The following is a 13,307-nucleotide window of genomic DNA, read 5'->3' on the forward strand; positions in this document are numbered from 1 at the left end:
CCGGCCGCATCCTTGCAGACCCCCACCCTTTATCCCTCCCCACAGGGGGGAGGGAGGCCATCCACACGGCGATGCATCCGTCAGCCTGGTTCCTCGATTGACGGAAGAACGCAACGCATACGCCCCCCTCCTCCTTGTGGGCAGGGGTATGGGGTGGGGGTGAGCGCTGACGCTGCAGTTTGGGTGCCACACCCGCCGTCGAGAGGCGAACGACGCGTCAGTCCCACTTTTCCTTGTAGATCTCGCCCGAATAATCGACATGCAGCTCGACGCGCTCGCCATAGGCGTTCACGGCCTCGACCTCGTAGTGCTTCTTCTTCCGGTCGATGTCGCCGCGCCATTCATAGCCGGCATTCTCGACGATCTGCCGAAGTCCGGCATCGTCATAGGTCGGGTCGTCCATGGCGATGCGGCGGATATTGCCGGTGAAGTCGATGTGAAGCTCGACCTCCGCGCCGTTCGGGCCGAAGGCTTCCACTTCGTAGTGGTCCTTCTTGCGGTCGACGTCGTAGCCGAACACGTAGCCGGCATCCTCGGTGATCTTCTTCAGGTCGATTCCGGTGCTCAGCGCCGTGTCGATCTCGCGCTGGTCATCCGCATCTGCCCGCCGTTGAAGACGACGTTCGCTGCCATCGGGCGAGGCCTGTCCGGCCCAGGGCGGCGGCATGTCGGGTTCGCGGATGACGATTTCGCGCCCGTCGCCATGCCTGATCCTGAAGGCGTCGAAGGTTCGCGAGGCGCCCGGTTCGCCGATGACCGTCACGTTCTCGTCGACCGAAACCTCGGTCGTCCGCCACCAGGAAGGGCCGGTCTCCACCAGGATGCGGCCCGAATCGTCTTCCAGCACGAACTTGTTGCCGAAAACGTCGGTGACGCGCCCTTCGATGGTGATCGACCTGCTGGCCTGAAGGTCGCCGATGGCCGTCTGCGCCGTCGCCGGCGCTGCGGTCGCGAGGGCGGCGATGAGAGCGGCCGAGGCAAATATGTTCATGTGGCTCAAACATCGTCTCCCTTGGTTCGGTCTTGTCGGATGGCAACGATAATGGCCCAGGCAGGTTGAACGCCAGCCAAACGACACGGTTCAACTTCGGTTCAAGCCGCCCCGCTAAGAGAGTGTCCCATGAATTTCGGAACGATGAAAACGAGGCTGGCCGCACTGATCTGCGCATTTCTGGTCGCCATCCCTGCGCTCGCGCAGGGCCGCGATGAAGTGCTGCCGCTGCCCGAGATCATCGCAGCCGTCGGCGAGCGATACCACGGAGAGGTGGTCGCTGCCGAAGTCGTGGCGGGCAACGATCCGGACCTGTATTATGAGCTTCGGCTCATCACGCCGGCAGGCAATGTCCTGCGGATCAGGATCGACGCGTTCACCGCGGCATTCATCGAGGTCGATGGGCGTGGGCTCGTCGATGCCCGCAAGCCGGTCCCTGATCAGCAGTAGGAACATCGCCCGCATGAAAGCGCTCCTTGCCGAAGACGATGCCAGGCTCAGCCAGCAGCTCGACGCCGCATTTCGCGAAGCCGGCTTCGTGCCGACGGTCGCCCATGACGGCATCGACATCGAGCATCTGGGCGCGAGCGAGCCCTTCGACGTGGTCGTGCTCGATCTCGGCCTGCCGTCGAAGGACGGCATTTCGATCCTGCAGTCCTGGCGCGGGCAGGGGGTCACGACGCCGGTGTTGATCCTGACGGCGCGTGACGAATGGGCCGAGAAGGTTTCCGGTTTCCGCGCCGGCGCGGATGACTACGTCGTCAAGCCGTTCCGCATGGAAGAGGTGATCGTGCGCGCCCGCAGCCTGATCCGCCGCGCCGCCGGTCACGCCCAGTCGATCATCGCCTGCGGAGCGCTGGAATACGACACCCAGACGACGTCCTTCACGCTCGACGGCCTGCCGCTGAAACTCACCGCCTTCGAGGCGCAGATCCTGTCCTACATGATCCATCATCAGGACCGCGCGATCTCCCGCACGGAGCTTTCCGAGCATGTCTACGACCGCGACACCGATCGCGATTTCAATTCCATGGAAGTCATCATCGGCCGTCTGCGGCGCAAGATCGGAACCGACATGATCCGCACCGTGCGTGGCCGCGGCTACGTCCTGGCCGCCTCCAGCGAGAGCGAAGCCGAACGTGCGTAAGTCGCTTCGTCTGCGGCTTCTGGCCGGCGCGGCGATCTGGATCGCCGGCGCGCTTCTCGTCGCCGGCATGATCATCGCCTCGCTCCTGCGCGATTTCGTCGAGCGCAATTTCGACGAACGGCTGAACGCGCAGATTCTCTCCATCATGAGCGCGGTTTCGTTCGATGCCGCCGGCACGCTGCAGCCGGGCGGCGTCGTCTCCGAGCCGCAATACCAGCAGCTTTATTCGGGCTGGTACTGGCAGATCGCCAATGCCGATACCGTTCTTCTCAAGAGCGCGTCGCTGTGGGATGCGGACCTTGGCGCGGCGGTCGGCGAGATCGGTCAGTCCGGCCATGTCCCCGACCTCGTCGGCCCGCGCGGCCGCGAACTCCATGCGCTCTACCGCGACTTCACGGCGCCGGGCGGCGGGTCGAACCTGCGGGTCACGGTCGCGGGTCCCGAGGCCGAGATCGAGGACGCGCTCGGCGGCATCGTCCCGCCGCTCGCCATCTCGCTCTTCGTCCTCGGCGTCGGCCTGATCTTCGCCGTGCTCCTGCAGATCCTCTACGGCCTGCGCCCGCTCGACGCGTTGCGCCGCCAGATCGCCGACATCCGCGAAGGCCGCGCCCAGCGGCTGCCCGATGCCGAGCATGTCGAACTCCAGCCGATGGTCACCGAAACCAATTCGCTGCTCGAACACAACCGCGCCGTCGTGGAGCGCGCCCGCAACCATGTCGGCAATCTCGCCCACGGCCTGAAAACGCCGCTCGCGGTGCTGGCGAACGACATTGCCGGCCGGCCCGATTCGGACGTCGCGGCCGACTGCGTGCGCACGATGGAACGCCTCGTCGCCCATCACCTGCGACGCGCCCGCTCGGCGGCGAGCCGCAACATCGTCGGCGTCTCGACCGAGGTCGAACCGGTCATCGGCGACCTGACGCTCGCGATGAGCCGCATCTATGCGGATAAGAATCTGGAGCTTCCGGTTTCGGCCGAAAAGGGCCTGAAATTCGCCGGAGACAGCCAGGATCTGGAGGAAATTCTCGGCAATCTGATCGACAATTCGTGCAAATACGCCCGAAAGCGCGTGGAAATCGTCGCGAAAAAAGAGGGCGGGGATATCCTGATCGTCATAGACGACGACGGTCCGGGCCTCGATGCCGGCGAGCGCGAGCGTGCGCTCGGACGCGGCATCCGCCTCGACGAACGGCCGATCGGATCGGGCCTCGGCCTGTCCATCGTCCGCGACATCGCGGAGCTTTACGGCGGCTCGCTGGAACTCGCCGCAGCGCCCTCGGGCGGCCTGCGCGCCTGCCTCGTCCTGCCTTCGCTATAGGGCGGCGACGGCCGCCACGACCTCGTCAACGGCGATCTGATCCGCGGCGGTCCGATCCTTGATCGAAGAGAACAGGCAGGCCTCCGATTTCAGGATCACGCCGTCGGCCAACACCTTGAGATGATTGGCCTTCAGCGTCGATCCGGTGGTGGTGATATCGACGATGATATCCGCCGAGCCCGCCGCCGGCGCGCCTTCCGTGGCGCCCAGGCTCTCGACGATCCGGTAGACCTGGATGCCATGCGTACGCGAAAAGAACTGCTGCGTCAGCCGCCAGTATTTCGTGGCGATCCGCAGGCGGCGGCCGTGCCGCTGGCGGAACTCGGCGGCGACGTCCTCGAGGTCCGCCATCGTCTCGACGTCGAGCCAGGCATCCGGCACCGCGACCACCACGTCGGCCCGCCCGAAGCCCAGCCGCGCGCCGATGGTCGCGCGCTCCTGCCAATCGGAAATCCCTTCGCAAACAAGGTCTTCGCCGGTAACGCCAAGGTCGATTGAGCCTTGCGCGAGCTCGCGCGAAATCTCGGACGCGGAGAGAAACGCGACCTCGATATCGTCCCGCCCGTCGATCCGGGCACGGTAGCGGCGGTCGTCGTCCGGTGTGGCGACCTTGAGGTTTGCGGCGGCGAGCTTTTCGAGCGCGGCGTCCTTGAGGCGGCCCTTGGAAGGGAGCGCGAGCGTGATGGTCATGTCTCGGCTCCCGTCATTCCGGTTACGGCGGCGCCGTACCCCCACCCTTTATCCCTCCCCACAAGGGGGAGGGAGTCCGTCCGCGTTGCGCCTGGACCGCTTGTCTCATCGTTCAAACACGACGCTCTCCGATCTCGTATCCCTCCCCCTTGTGGGGAGGGATAAAGGGTGGGGGTCACTTCAGGAAAACCCTTCCGCCGCATCATCAACCCTCTCCCTTCAAGGCTTCGATCCGATCGAGCCAGACGGAGAACCCCACCCCCGGAATCGGCGACTTCGCACCGAGCAGCGTCAGCAGCCGGTCATACCGTCCACCACCGACCAGCGGCCGATCTCGGCTGCCGGCTGAAATCTCGTAGACCAGCCCGGTGTAGTAATCGAGCGGGCGGCCGAAGCCGGCGTCGTAGTGGATGGCGGCTTCCGGCAGGCCGAGTTCGGAAATGCAGCGCGAGCGGGCGGAGAAGATGTCGAGCGCGGCGCCGAGAGAAATGCCCGCATCCCCGGCGAAATCGCGCAGCGCGTTGCCGGCCTGGCGCAGCGGCGCGTGGATCGCGAGGAAGGTTTTCAGCGCGCCGAGCGCCTCGTCGGACAGGCGCACGGAGCGCAGTTCCGCCTTTTCGATCAGCCGGTTGGCGATCTCGGCGGAGGTGCGCCCGGCGCTCTCGGCGAGGCCCGTATCCGTCATCAGGCCGGCGACGTGGGCCGCGAGCGCGTCGCGGTCGCCCTCGGCGATGAGCGAGGCGACGGGCTCGTCGAGCGTCAGCTTGCGCGATGGGTTGGCGAGGTCTTCGAGAGCGGCGTCCAGCATCTCCTTGGAGCCGAAGGCGCGGGCGAGGCGCTTTTGCCAGCCGCGCGGCAAGCCGAGCGCCGCCAGTACCGCCTCGAACACGCGCTGGTCGCCGATGGTGATCGTCAGCTCGTGGTCCGGCAGGACGCCGGCCAGAAGCGCGTGCGCGTCGGCGATCGAGCGGGCGTCGGCGCGGGCGATGTCGGTCTCGCCGAGATCTTCGATGCCGGCCTGGAAGAACTCGTTGCCGCCCTCACGGCGCTGGCGGAACACCTCGCCGAGATAGGCGTAGCGGCGCGGCGTGCCGGCCTTCGACGCGATGTGGTCGATGCAGACGGGAATGGTGAATTCGGGCCGCAGGCAGAGCGCCGCACCGGTCTCGTTTTCGGTGAGGAAGATGCGGCGGCGAAGGTCCTCGCCGGCCATGTCGAGGAACGGGTCGGCCGGTTGCAGGATCGCGACGTCGACCATGCCGGCGCCGCGCGCGGCGAAGATGGCGCGGATGTCGTCGGCGATCTGGGGGATGCGGGAGGTCATTGGAGAGCGAGGCGCGAGGCACCCCCCTCTGTCCTGCCGGACATCTCCCCCTCAAGGGGGGAGATCACCCGATGTCCACGAACCCGCCAATTCGTCGAGGGAGCAGAAAACGAGAGAGTGATACGTGCTTGATCTCCCCCCTTGAGGGGGAGATGCCCGGCAGGGCAGAGGGGGGTGACTGCCGCGCTCAACCCCGATCCGCCTTCTGCGCCTCGAGCACCTGACGCACGGCGTTCACCAGCCCGCTCTCCTTCACGGAAAACTGCGCCGGGCGGCTTTCGCGCCATTCGGTGTTGTCGGTTATGCCTTCGGCGGCCTTGGCGCCGGCGATCAGATCCTTGATCTGGACTTCGCCCGCCGCGCGTTCGTCGCCGCCCTGGATGACGACGCAGGGTGCGCCGCGCCGGTCGGCATATTTCATCTGCGCCTTCATGCCCGCACCGCCGAGATACATTTCGGAGCGGATGCCGGCGCGGCGTAGTTCTGCGACCATGCCCTGATACTTGCCGAGCGACTCCGTGTCCTTGTCCATGACGAGGACCACGACGGGGGCGAGGACTTCGGCCGTATCGAGTTTGCCGAGGTTCTTCAGCGCCGTGACGAGGCGCGAGACGCCGATGGAAAAGCCCGTCGCGGGAACCGGCTCGCCGCGAAAGCGCGAGACGAGGCCGTCGTACCGCCCGCCGCCGGCGACCGAGCCGAAGCGGACGACCTGGCCGTCTTCGTTGGTGACGTCGAAGGTGAGTTCGGCTTCGTAGACGGGGCCGGTGTAGTATTCGAGGCCGCGGACGACGGAGGGGTCGATGCGGATGCGGTCGGGGCCGTAGCCGGCCGAAAGTAGCAGTTTTTGTATCTCAGCAAGAGATGCCAAACCTTCATAGAAGGTGCCGCCAGGCCTCGACTCCCCGGAATCTCGGAGTGCGTCTTCCAGCTCAATAGGTATGCGTACGAGGAGATTTGCCTCCGGATTTAATTGGATGTACGAGCCACCGCTTGTAGGTTTCTGCCTATCCCCTTGGGCAATCTCGAACGTCATTAATGAAATCAGGCCATTTGCAAACCTGGGGTCCAACTTGGCCCCTGGCGTAAAGTCACCGCTTTCGTCCTTACGGCCTTCACCAAGTAGCAACAGTACGCCTTCGTCTCCAAACTTGTCGCGCTTATCCAGGGCCCGCAGCACGCCAAGCCGGCGCCCGGCATTCTCGTCGCCGCCGAGGCCAATCGCCTCCAGCACCCCATCCAGCACCTTGCGGTTGTTCACGCGGATCACGTAGTCCCCGCGCTTGATGCCGACAGCCTCGAGCGTATCTGCCATCATCATCGCCATCTCGGCGTCCGCTGCGACGCCCGGAGTTCCGACGATATCCGCATCGAACTGCATGAACTGGCGGAAGCGGCCCGGGCCGGGCTTTTCGTTGCGGAAGACCCAGCCGGAGCGGTAGGAGCGGTAGGGTTTTGGCAGGCGCTCGAAGTTTTCGGCGACGAAGCGGGCGAGGGGGGCGGTGAGGTCGTAGCGCAGCGACAGCCACTGCTCGTCGTCGTCCTGGAAGGAGAAGACGCCCTCGTTCGGGCGGTCCTGGTCGGGCAGGAATTTTCCGAGCGCGTCGGTGTATTCGATCATCGGCTGCTCGACCGGATCGAAGCCGTAAAGCTCGTAGACCTCGCGGATTTTCGCGGTCATGGCGTCGACGGCGCGGATGTCGTCGGCGTGGCGGTCGACGAAGCCCCGCGGGAGCCGCGCCTTCATTTTTTCCGCCTTGTCGACCATGTCAAAAATCCGCCTGCGATGATTGGAAAAGCGCCCGGAACGGGCGCGCCGTGTCGTAACCGATAGGAACGAACGCGGCAAGTGTCGGGGGATACTGGCCGACGGCAGCGCTCCCCCTCTCCGCCTCGCTGCGCTCGGCACCTCTCCCCCTGAGGGGGCGAGGAAACGAGGGCAGCGGCAACGCTTTTCCAGCTTGGCGTTCCTCGCCCCCATCGGGGGAGAGGTGGCTCGGGCGAAGCCCGAGACGGAGAGGGGGCGGCGCTTCGTCGACCGACCGACACGAGGGCCTGCTCATGACCACCTTCACCCCCTCCTCCGCCGCAGAAACGCTCGATGTCGTTCAGTGGGCTGTCTCCGAAGAGACGCCGCTTGAGATCGTCGGGCATGGGTCGAAGCGCGGGATCGGGCGGCCGGGGCAGACGGAACATGCTATCGACCTTTCCGAGCTTACGGGCGTGACGCTTTACGAGCCGGAGGAGCTGGTGCTTTCGGCACGGGCGGGGACGCCGATTGCCGAGGTGGAGGCGTTGCTCAAAGAGCATCGGCAGGAGTTCGCGTTCGAGCCGATGGACTACGGGCCGCTGCTCGGGACCGAGGCTGGGCGCGGCACGGTGGGCGGGGCGCTGGCGGCTAATCTGTCCGGTCCCCGAAGGCTGAAATCAGGCGCGGCGCGGGATCATATTTTGGGCGTCCATGCGGTGTCGGGGCGCGGTGAAGCGTTCAAGTCCGGCGGGCGGGTGGTGAAGAACGTGACCGGCTACGACCTTTCCAAGGGGCTCGCGGGCTCGTGGGGCACGCTGGCCGTCGTCACCGATTTGACGTTCAAGGTGCTGCCGGCGGCCGAGACCGAAAAGACATTCGTCATTCGCGGGCTCGACGACGGGCCGGCGTCCTTTGCCATGGCGGCGGCGATGGGCTCGAGTGCGGAGATCTCGTCCGCCGCGCATCTGCCGCCGAGCGTGACGGGGCGCGTGCTCGACGGCGCGTTGAAGGGGCATGCGTCGACGCTGCTGCGGCTCGAAGGGTTCGGGCCGTCGGTCGAGTATCGGCTCGCGACGCTGACCGGGCTGCTTGCCGCGCAGGACGCGGTCGAGGTTCTGGAGGAGGCGCAGTCGCGGCAGGTGTGGCGCGAGATTCGCGATTGCCTGCCCTATGCCGACGGCACCAGCCGGCCAGTGTGGCGGATTTCGATGGCGCCGAGCCAGGGGTGGAAGATGGTCGCGGAATTGCGGCTCCATGCCGGGGCGGACGTCTTCTACGACTGGCAGGGCGGGCTGATCTGGGCGCGGATGGAAGCCGAGCCCGACGCCGAGGGGCTGCGCGCGCTGATCGCGCATTTCGGCGGCGGACATGCGACGCTGGTGCGCGCGAGCGGGCCGGTGCGCGCCGCGGCTCAGGTGTTCCAGCCGCAGGCAGGGGCGCTGGGCGCGCTGGCGCGGCGGCTGAAGGATCAGTTCGATCCCAAGGGAATTCTCAATCCGGGCAGGATGGGCTGATGCAGACGAATTTCTCCCTCGCGCAGCTCGCCGATCCGCATGTGGCGGAGTCCGAGAAAATCCTCCGGAGCTGCGTCCATTGCGGGTTCTGCACCGCGACCTGCCCGACCTATGTGACGCTCGGCAACGAGCTCGACAGTCCGCGCGGGCGGATCTACCTGATCAAGGACATGCTGGAGAACGACCGGCCGGCGGACGAGACGGTGGTGACGCATATCGACCGGTGCCTGTCGTGCCTCTCCTGCATGACGACCTGCCCCTCCGGCGTGCATTACATGCACCTCGTCGACCATGCGCGGGCGCATATCGAGAAGACGTATCGGCGGCCGCTGATGGACCGCCTGGTGCGCAGACTGCTCGCTGCCACCCTGCCCTATCCTGACCGGATGCGCGCGAGCCTGAAGCTGACCGGGTTCGGGCGTGCTTTTGCCGGGCTGTTCCGAGCCGTGCCGGGGCTGAAGCCGCTGGCGGCGATGCTGGAACTGGCGCCGAAGAGCGTGCCGGCGGCTTCGGTCGTGTCGCGACCGGCTGTGCATGAAGCGTCGGCGGGCAAGCGTGGGCGGGTGGCGATCCTGACGGGATGCGCGCAGTCGGTGCTCGATCCGGGCATCAACGAAGCGACGGTGCGGCTGTTGACCCGGCTCGGGGTCGAAGTCGTGGTGCCTCAGGGCGAAGGGTGCTGCGGGGCGCTGACGCATCACATAGGGCGCGAAGAACAGGCGCTCGATTTTGCGCGCCGAAACGTCGATGCGTGGATGCGCGAGGTCGACAAGGGCGGGCTCGACGCGATCGTCATCACGGCTTCGGGCTGCGGGACGACGATCAAGGATTACGGTTTCATGCTGCGGCTCGACCCCGCTTATGCAGAAAAGGCGGCGCGGGTGTCGGGGCTGGCGAAGGACGTGACGGAATATGTTGCCGGGCTGGAGCTGCCGGAGCCGGCAGTGCGGCCGGGGCTGACCGTCGCCTATCACTCGGCCTGCTCGATGCAGCATGGGCAGAAGATCACGAGCCTGCCGAAGATGCTTTTGCAGGGCGCGGGGTTCACAGTGCGCGAGCCGCGCGAGGGGCATCTGTGCTGCGGGTCGGCGGGGACTTACAACATTCTGCAGCCGGAGATTTCGGCCAAGCTGCGGGACCGCAAGGTGGCGAATATCGAGGCGACGGGGGCCGATCTCGTCGCGACGGGGAATATCGGCTGCATGACGCAGATCGCGTCGGGGTCGAGCCTGCCGATCGTCCATACGGTCGCATTGCTCGACTGGGCCTATGGCGGGCCGAAGCCGGTGGGGGTGCCCGAGGCGAAGGTCATGGAGGCGGCGGAGTAGGTTTGAGGCGGAGTGCATGGGGATAGTTCGAGGCCTGGATTCCTGTGACAAGCACAGGAATGACGGCATTGAGGGATGAGGCAATCCGGCAACCGAGGCTGAAGTTCGCTTCGAAGTCGCAAAGCGAAAGGGCAGCGCGACGGATCGCACTGCCCTTCAAGCGACGGTTCTGATTGTTCTTGCCGTCGCCGCGGTCACCGTCCCCCGATGCCCGCTTTCCCCTCTCCGGGAATTCGTCGACTGGCGCAGTTTCCACCGCGCCGGGAATTGTTCAGCTCACCACAACCCTTGTACCGACTTTGACGCGTTCGTAAAGGTCGGTGACGTCCTCGTTGCGCATGCGGATGCAGCCGGACGAGACGGCCTGGCCAATGGTCCAGGGCGCGTTGGTGCCGTGGATGCGGTAGAGCGTGGAACCGAGATAGAGGGCGCGGGCGCCGAGCGGATTCTCCGGGCCGCCGGGCATGTGTGCAGGCAAAATCTTGCCCTTGGCGCGCTCGCGCGCGATCATCTGGGCGGGCGGCGTCCAGCCCGGCCACTCGGCCTTGCGGGTGATGGTTTCCGAGCCGCGCCAGGAAAAGCCTTCCTTGCCGACGCCGACGCCATAGCGGCGCGCGGTTCCGCCTTCCTGCACGAGGTACAGGAACTTGGCATTCGTATCGATGACGATCGTGCCGGGCTTCTCGCGGCCGGTATAGGCGACTTCCTGCGGCAGGAAGATCGGGTCCATCTGCGGGGCGGCACTGCGCGGCGCGGCAGGCGCCATCGCGGCCGTGTGCACCGGATCGGGCGCGATCACGACCGAGCGCTGGCGGATGATCGGGGCTGGCGCGACGGCCATGCGGGCGCCGGGCGCAACCTGCCGGCGAACGGTCTGCTCGCGGATCGGGGCACCGTGCGGCGCGCGCTGCAACTGCATGACCCAGGGCGCCGAAAGGTCGGGGCTGACGACCAGCGGCGGGCGCTCGGCATAACGGTCCTGCGCCATGGCCGAGGCCGGCAGGAACACGGCCAGAGCCGCGCAAAGGAGAAGCGATTTCATGGACGGTCTCACCTGAATTGACAGTCGTTTCAACGCACATTGTCAGGAGGCGCTGCCACGAAAGCGTGAATCCGCTTTCATAAAATGCCGTTCTTCGCGTAAAGCTTCAGGTGTGGTTACCGGCCGGTTCATGACGGTGGTGAATGCGGCGTTAACGAGGAAAAACAAAAACATGGCGGGCGACATTCCGGGATTGATCGAGGGCGCGGACGGGAAGCTGCGCTGCGCCTGGCATGGCAATCTGCCGGATTACCAGACCTACCACGACACGGAATGGGGACGCCCGGTTACGGCCGACATTCGGCTCTTCGAGAAGCTGTGCCTCGAGGGATTTCAGTCGGGATTATCTTGGCTGACGATCCTGAGGAAGCGCGAGAATTTCCGCGACGCCTTCGACGGTTTCGATTTCCGCGTACTGGCCACGCGGCCCGAAAGCGAGATCGAGCGACATCTGCAAAATGCCGGCATCATCCGCCATCGCGGCAAGATCGCCTCGGTCTACAACAATGCCAGGCGGGCCGTGGAACTCGTCGAGGAGCATGGATCGCTGGCCGCGTTCTTCTGGTCGTTCGAGCCGCAGGCGCATGAGCGGCCGGACGTGTTCGACTTCGATGCGCTCCGGGCCAACCCGAAGACGGAGGTGTCGACGCGCATCTCGAAACTCCTGAAGAAGAAGGGCTGGAGCTTTGTCGGGCCGACGACGGTCTATGCGTTCATGCAGGCGATGGGGCTGGTCAACGACCATATCGAGGGTTGCTTTTGCCGCGCCGAGGTCGAGCACGAGCGGCAGAAGCTGAAGCGGCCCATTACGGCGAATTAATCCGGCGGACAATTCCCGGTAAGGTTGCGGCAGGCACAGTCTCTTCAGGGACAACGCATACGAGGACTTGCCATGAAGAAGACCATCGCCGTCGTACTGATCACCAGCTTCGCCGCCTCCACCGCCGCCTTCGCGCAGGACGCCGCGCAAGACGACCAGTCGCCGCGCCAGATGATGCGCGAACTGCGCAAGGAAATCCGCGCCGACGGCGTCGACCAGGAGCGCTTCGCCTCCTTCGTCACGGAGCGCGCCGAGGCCCGCTTCGACCGGCTCGACGCCGATGGCGACGGGCAGATCTCGCGCGAGGAATTCCTCGCCAGCATCGACAACCGCGTCGAGCGCCAGTTCGCACGGATGGACCGCAACGATGACGGGATGCTGACCAGTGAGGACCGTCCGTTCCGCGGCGGGATGCGCGGCGAGCGCGGCAAGCGCGCCGACAGGGCCGAGCGCACGGCGCCGACCGAGCAGACGGACGAAGCGCCCGCCGAGTGAGTTCGGCGGCCGGTCCGCACTTGACCGCGGGCCGGCCCCTGCCCCATCTGGTTCGCCATGCGAGCGAATTACAAGATGCAACGGCTCTTCGTGGAGGGCGGCCTTTCCGGTGACGGAACGGTCGCCCTTTCCGCGCAGCAGAGTCATTACCTCACCAACGTCATGCGGATGCGCGAGGGCGGCGAAGTGCTCGTCTTCAACGGGCGCGACGGCGAATGGCGGGCGGTGATCGCGGTGGTTTCGAAGAAAAGCGTGACGCTGTCGCTCGCCGAGCAGACGCGCCCGCAGCCAGCAACGCCCGATCTCATTTACTGCTTCGCGCCGATCAAGGCCGGGCGGCTGGACTACATGGTCCAAAAGGCGGTGGAGATGGGCGCGGGCACGCTGCAGCCGGTCATCACGCAGCATACGCAGATGACGAAGATCGGCACCGATCGGCTGCAGGCGAACGCGGTGGAGGCGGCGGAGCAATGCGGCGTGCTGGCGGTGCCGCTGGTTCGCGAGCCGGTGAAGCTGGATAGGCTGCTGGCGGAGTGGGATGCGGAGCGGGCGCTGGTGTTCTGCGACGAGAGCGCGGCGGGGGACAATCCGGTTGCGGCGTTGACGGGCTTGAAGGGGCGCAGGCTGGCGCTGATCGTCGGGCCGGAGGGCGGGTTTTCGGAGGATGAGCGGCGGCAGTTGCATGCGCTCGATTTCGTCACCGCGATTCCGCTGGGGCCACGGATATTGCGGGCGGATACGGCAGCGGTGGCGGCGCTGGCGGTGATTCAGGCCACGGTGGGGGATTGGTGAGGAGTGGCCGGATTGCGGAGTTTTCGGGTGTGAGGTGTTGCTGTTTTTTTCTGAAGTGACCCCCACCCTTTATCCCTCCCCACAAGGGGGAGGGAG

The 13,307-nt window shown here is 66.0% G+C and carries 13 protein-coding genes; 8 read left to right on the plus strand and 5 right to left on the minus strand.

What is annotated here, in order from left to right:
- Positions 1 to 217 precede the first annotated feature (217 nt).
- A complete protein-coding gene (locus ALII_RS22975; protein ID WP_024588360.1) occupies positions 218 to 991 on the minus strand; it encodes a hypothetical protein in 774 nt (257 codons plus the stop codon).
- A 129-nt stretch (positions 992 to 1,120) separates the two neighbouring features.
- Between ALII_RS22975 and ALII_RS21350 the strand changes: the two genes are divergently transcribed.
- The 3 genes from ALII_RS21350 to ALII_RS0116645 are packed head-to-tail and all read left to right on the plus strand — an operon-like array spanning position 1,121 to position 3,456.
- Positions 1,121 to 1,441, plus strand: a complete 321-nt coding sequence (locus tag ALII_RS21350) for a PepSY domain-containing protein (RefSeq protein WP_024588361.1) — start codon at positions 1,121 to 1,123, stop codon at positions 1,439 to 1,441.
- A gap of 13 nt (positions 1,442 to 1,454) precedes the next feature.
- Complete coding sequence (locus ALII_RS0116640) at positions 1,455 to 2,138, plus strand: response regulator transcription factor (RefSeq protein ID WP_024588362.1); 684 nt, start codon at positions 1,455 to 1,457, stop codon at positions 2,136 to 2,138.
- Positions 2,131 to 3,456 (plus strand): ATP-binding protein, encoded by a 1,326-nt coding sequence (locus ALII_RS0116645; RefSeq protein WP_024588363.1) that lies wholly within the window; start codon positions 2,131 to 2,133, stop codon positions 3,454 to 3,456. Before ALII_RS0116640 ends, ALII_RS0116645 begins: the two co-directional genes overlap by 8 nt.
- Here the strand turns inward: ALII_RS0116645 and hisG are convergent.
- The 3 genes from hisG to hisS form a co-directional block, all read right to left on the minus strand.
- Positions 3,451 to 4,146, minus strand: a complete 696-nt coding sequence (hisG, locus tag ALII_RS0116650; RefSeq protein ID WP_024588364.1) for an ATP phosphoribosyltransferase — start codon at positions 4,144 to 4,146, stop codon at positions 3,451 to 3,453. The genes ALII_RS0116645 and hisG overlap by 6 nt on opposite strands.
- A 205-nt stretch (positions 4,147 to 4,351) precedes the next feature.
- Positions 4,352 to 5,470, minus strand: a complete 1,119-nt coding sequence (locus tag ALII_RS0116655) for an ATP phosphoribosyltransferase regulatory subunit (protein ID WP_024588365.1) — start codon at positions 5,468 to 5,470, stop codon at positions 4,352 to 4,354.
- Positions 5,471 to 5,657: 187 nt separating this feature from the next.
- Positions 5,658 to 7,238 carry a histidine--tRNA ligase gene (gene hisS, locus ALII_RS0116660; protein WP_029660648.1) on the minus strand — a complete coding sequence of 527 codons (1,581 nt, stop codon included), beginning with the start codon at positions 7,236 to 7,238 and terminating at the stop codon, positions 5,658 to 5,660.
- A 293-nt stretch (positions 7,239 to 7,531) separates the two neighbouring features.
- On the opposite strand from hisS, the gene ALII_RS0116665 reads away from it, so the two are divergent.
- Positions 7,532 to 8,734 carry an FAD-binding protein gene (locus ALII_RS0116665; protein WP_024588366.1) on the plus strand — a complete coding sequence of 401 codons (1,203 nt, stop codon included), beginning with the start codon at positions 7,532 to 7,534 and terminating at the stop codon, positions 8,732 to 8,734.
- The gene (gene glcF / locus ALII_RS0116670; RefSeq protein WP_024588367.1) at positions 8,734 to 10,062 is read left to right on the plus strand and encodes a glycolate oxidase subunit GlcF; all 1,329 of its coding nucleotides are present in this window, start codon (positions 8,734 to 8,736) and stop codon (positions 10,060 to 10,062) included. The genes ALII_RS0116665 and glcF overlap by 1 nt, the downstream gene beginning before the upstream one ends.
- Before the next feature lie 271 nt (positions 10,063 to 10,333).
- On the opposite strand, the gene ALII_RS0116675 is transcribed toward glcF, so the two are convergent.
- The gene (locus tag ALII_RS0116675) at positions 10,334 to 11,104 is read right to left on the minus strand and encodes a L,D-transpeptidase (RefSeq protein WP_024588368.1); all 771 of its coding nucleotides are present in this window, start codon (positions 11,102 to 11,104) and stop codon (positions 10,334 to 10,336) included.
- A gap of 172 nt (positions 11,105 to 11,276) precedes the next feature.
- Here ALII_RS0116675 and ALII_RS0116680 point away from each other — a divergent pair, with 172 nt between their 5' ends.
- From ALII_RS0116680 to ALII_RS0116690, 3 genes are all read left to right on the plus strand, one after another.
- Entirely contained in the window at positions 11,277 to 11,924 is a 648-nt protein-coding gene (locus ALII_RS0116680) for a DNA-3-methyladenine glycosylase I (RefSeq protein WP_029660649.1), read from the plus strand.
- A 72-nt stretch (positions 11,925 to 11,996) separates the two neighbouring features.
- A complete protein-coding gene (locus ALII_RS0116685) occupies positions 11,997 to 12,419 on the plus strand; it encodes a hypothetical protein (RefSeq protein ID WP_024588370.1) in 423 nt (140 codons plus the stop codon).
- Between the two features lie 57 nt (positions 12,420 to 12,476).
- Entirely contained in the window at positions 12,477 to 13,211 is a 735-nt protein-coding gene (locus tag ALII_RS0116690; protein ID WP_024588371.1) for a 16S rRNA (uracil(1498)-N(3))-methyltransferase, read from the plus strand.
- Positions 13,212 to 13,307 lie beyond the last annotated feature (96 nt).

This window comes from Aliihoeflea sp. 2WW (assembly GCF_000497755.1).
GTDB lineage: Bacteria > Pseudomonadota > Alphaproteobacteria > Rhizobiales > Rhizobiaceae > Aliihoeflea.

Coding starts and splice junctions, on each gene's coding strand:
- ALII_RS0116685 (WP_024588370.1), top strand. CDS start 11,997: ATGAAGAAGACCATCGCCGTCGTACTGATCACCAGCTTCGCCGCCTCC.
- hisG (WP_024588364.1), bottom strand. CDS start 4,146: ATGACCATCACGCTCGCGCTCCCTTCCAAGGGCCGCCTCAAGGACGCC.
- hisS (WP_029660648.1), bottom strand. CDS start 7,238: ATGGTCGACAAGGCGGAAAAAATGAAGGCGCGGCTCCCGCGGGGCTTC.
- ALII_RS0116675 (WP_024588368.1), bottom strand. CDS start 11,104: ATGAAATCGCTTCTCCTTTGCGCGGCTCTGGCCGTGTTCCTGCCGGCC.
- ALII_RS21350 (WP_024588361.1), top strand. CDS start 1,121: ATGAATTTCGGAACGATGAAAACGAGGCTGGCCGCACTGATCTGCGCA.
- ALII_RS0116640 (WP_024588362.1), top strand. CDS start 1,455: ATGAAAGCGCTCCTTGCCGAAGACGATGCCAGGCTCAGCCAGCAGCTC.
- ALII_RS0116665 (WP_024588366.1), top strand. CDS start 7,532: ATGACCACCTTCACCCCCTCCTCCGCCGCAGAAACGCTCGATGTCGTT.
- ALII_RS0116690 (WP_024588371.1), top strand. CDS start 12,477: ATGCGAGCGAATTACAAGATGCAACGGCTCTTCGTGGAGGGCGGCCTT.
- glcF (WP_024588367.1), top strand. CDS start 8,734: ATGCAGACGAATTTCTCCCTCGCGCAGCTCGCCGATCCGCATGTGGCG.
- ALII_RS0116655 (WP_024588365.1), bottom strand. CDS start 5,470: ATGACCTCCCGCATCCCCCAGATCGCCGACGACATCCGCGCCATCTTC.
- ALII_RS22975 (WP_024588360.1), bottom strand. CDS start 991: ATGAACATATTTGCCTCGGCCGCTCTCATCGCCGCCCTCGCGACCGCA.
- ALII_RS0116680 (WP_029660649.1), top strand. CDS start 11,277: ATGGCGGGCGACATTCCGGGATTGATCGAGGGCGCGGACGGGAAGCTG.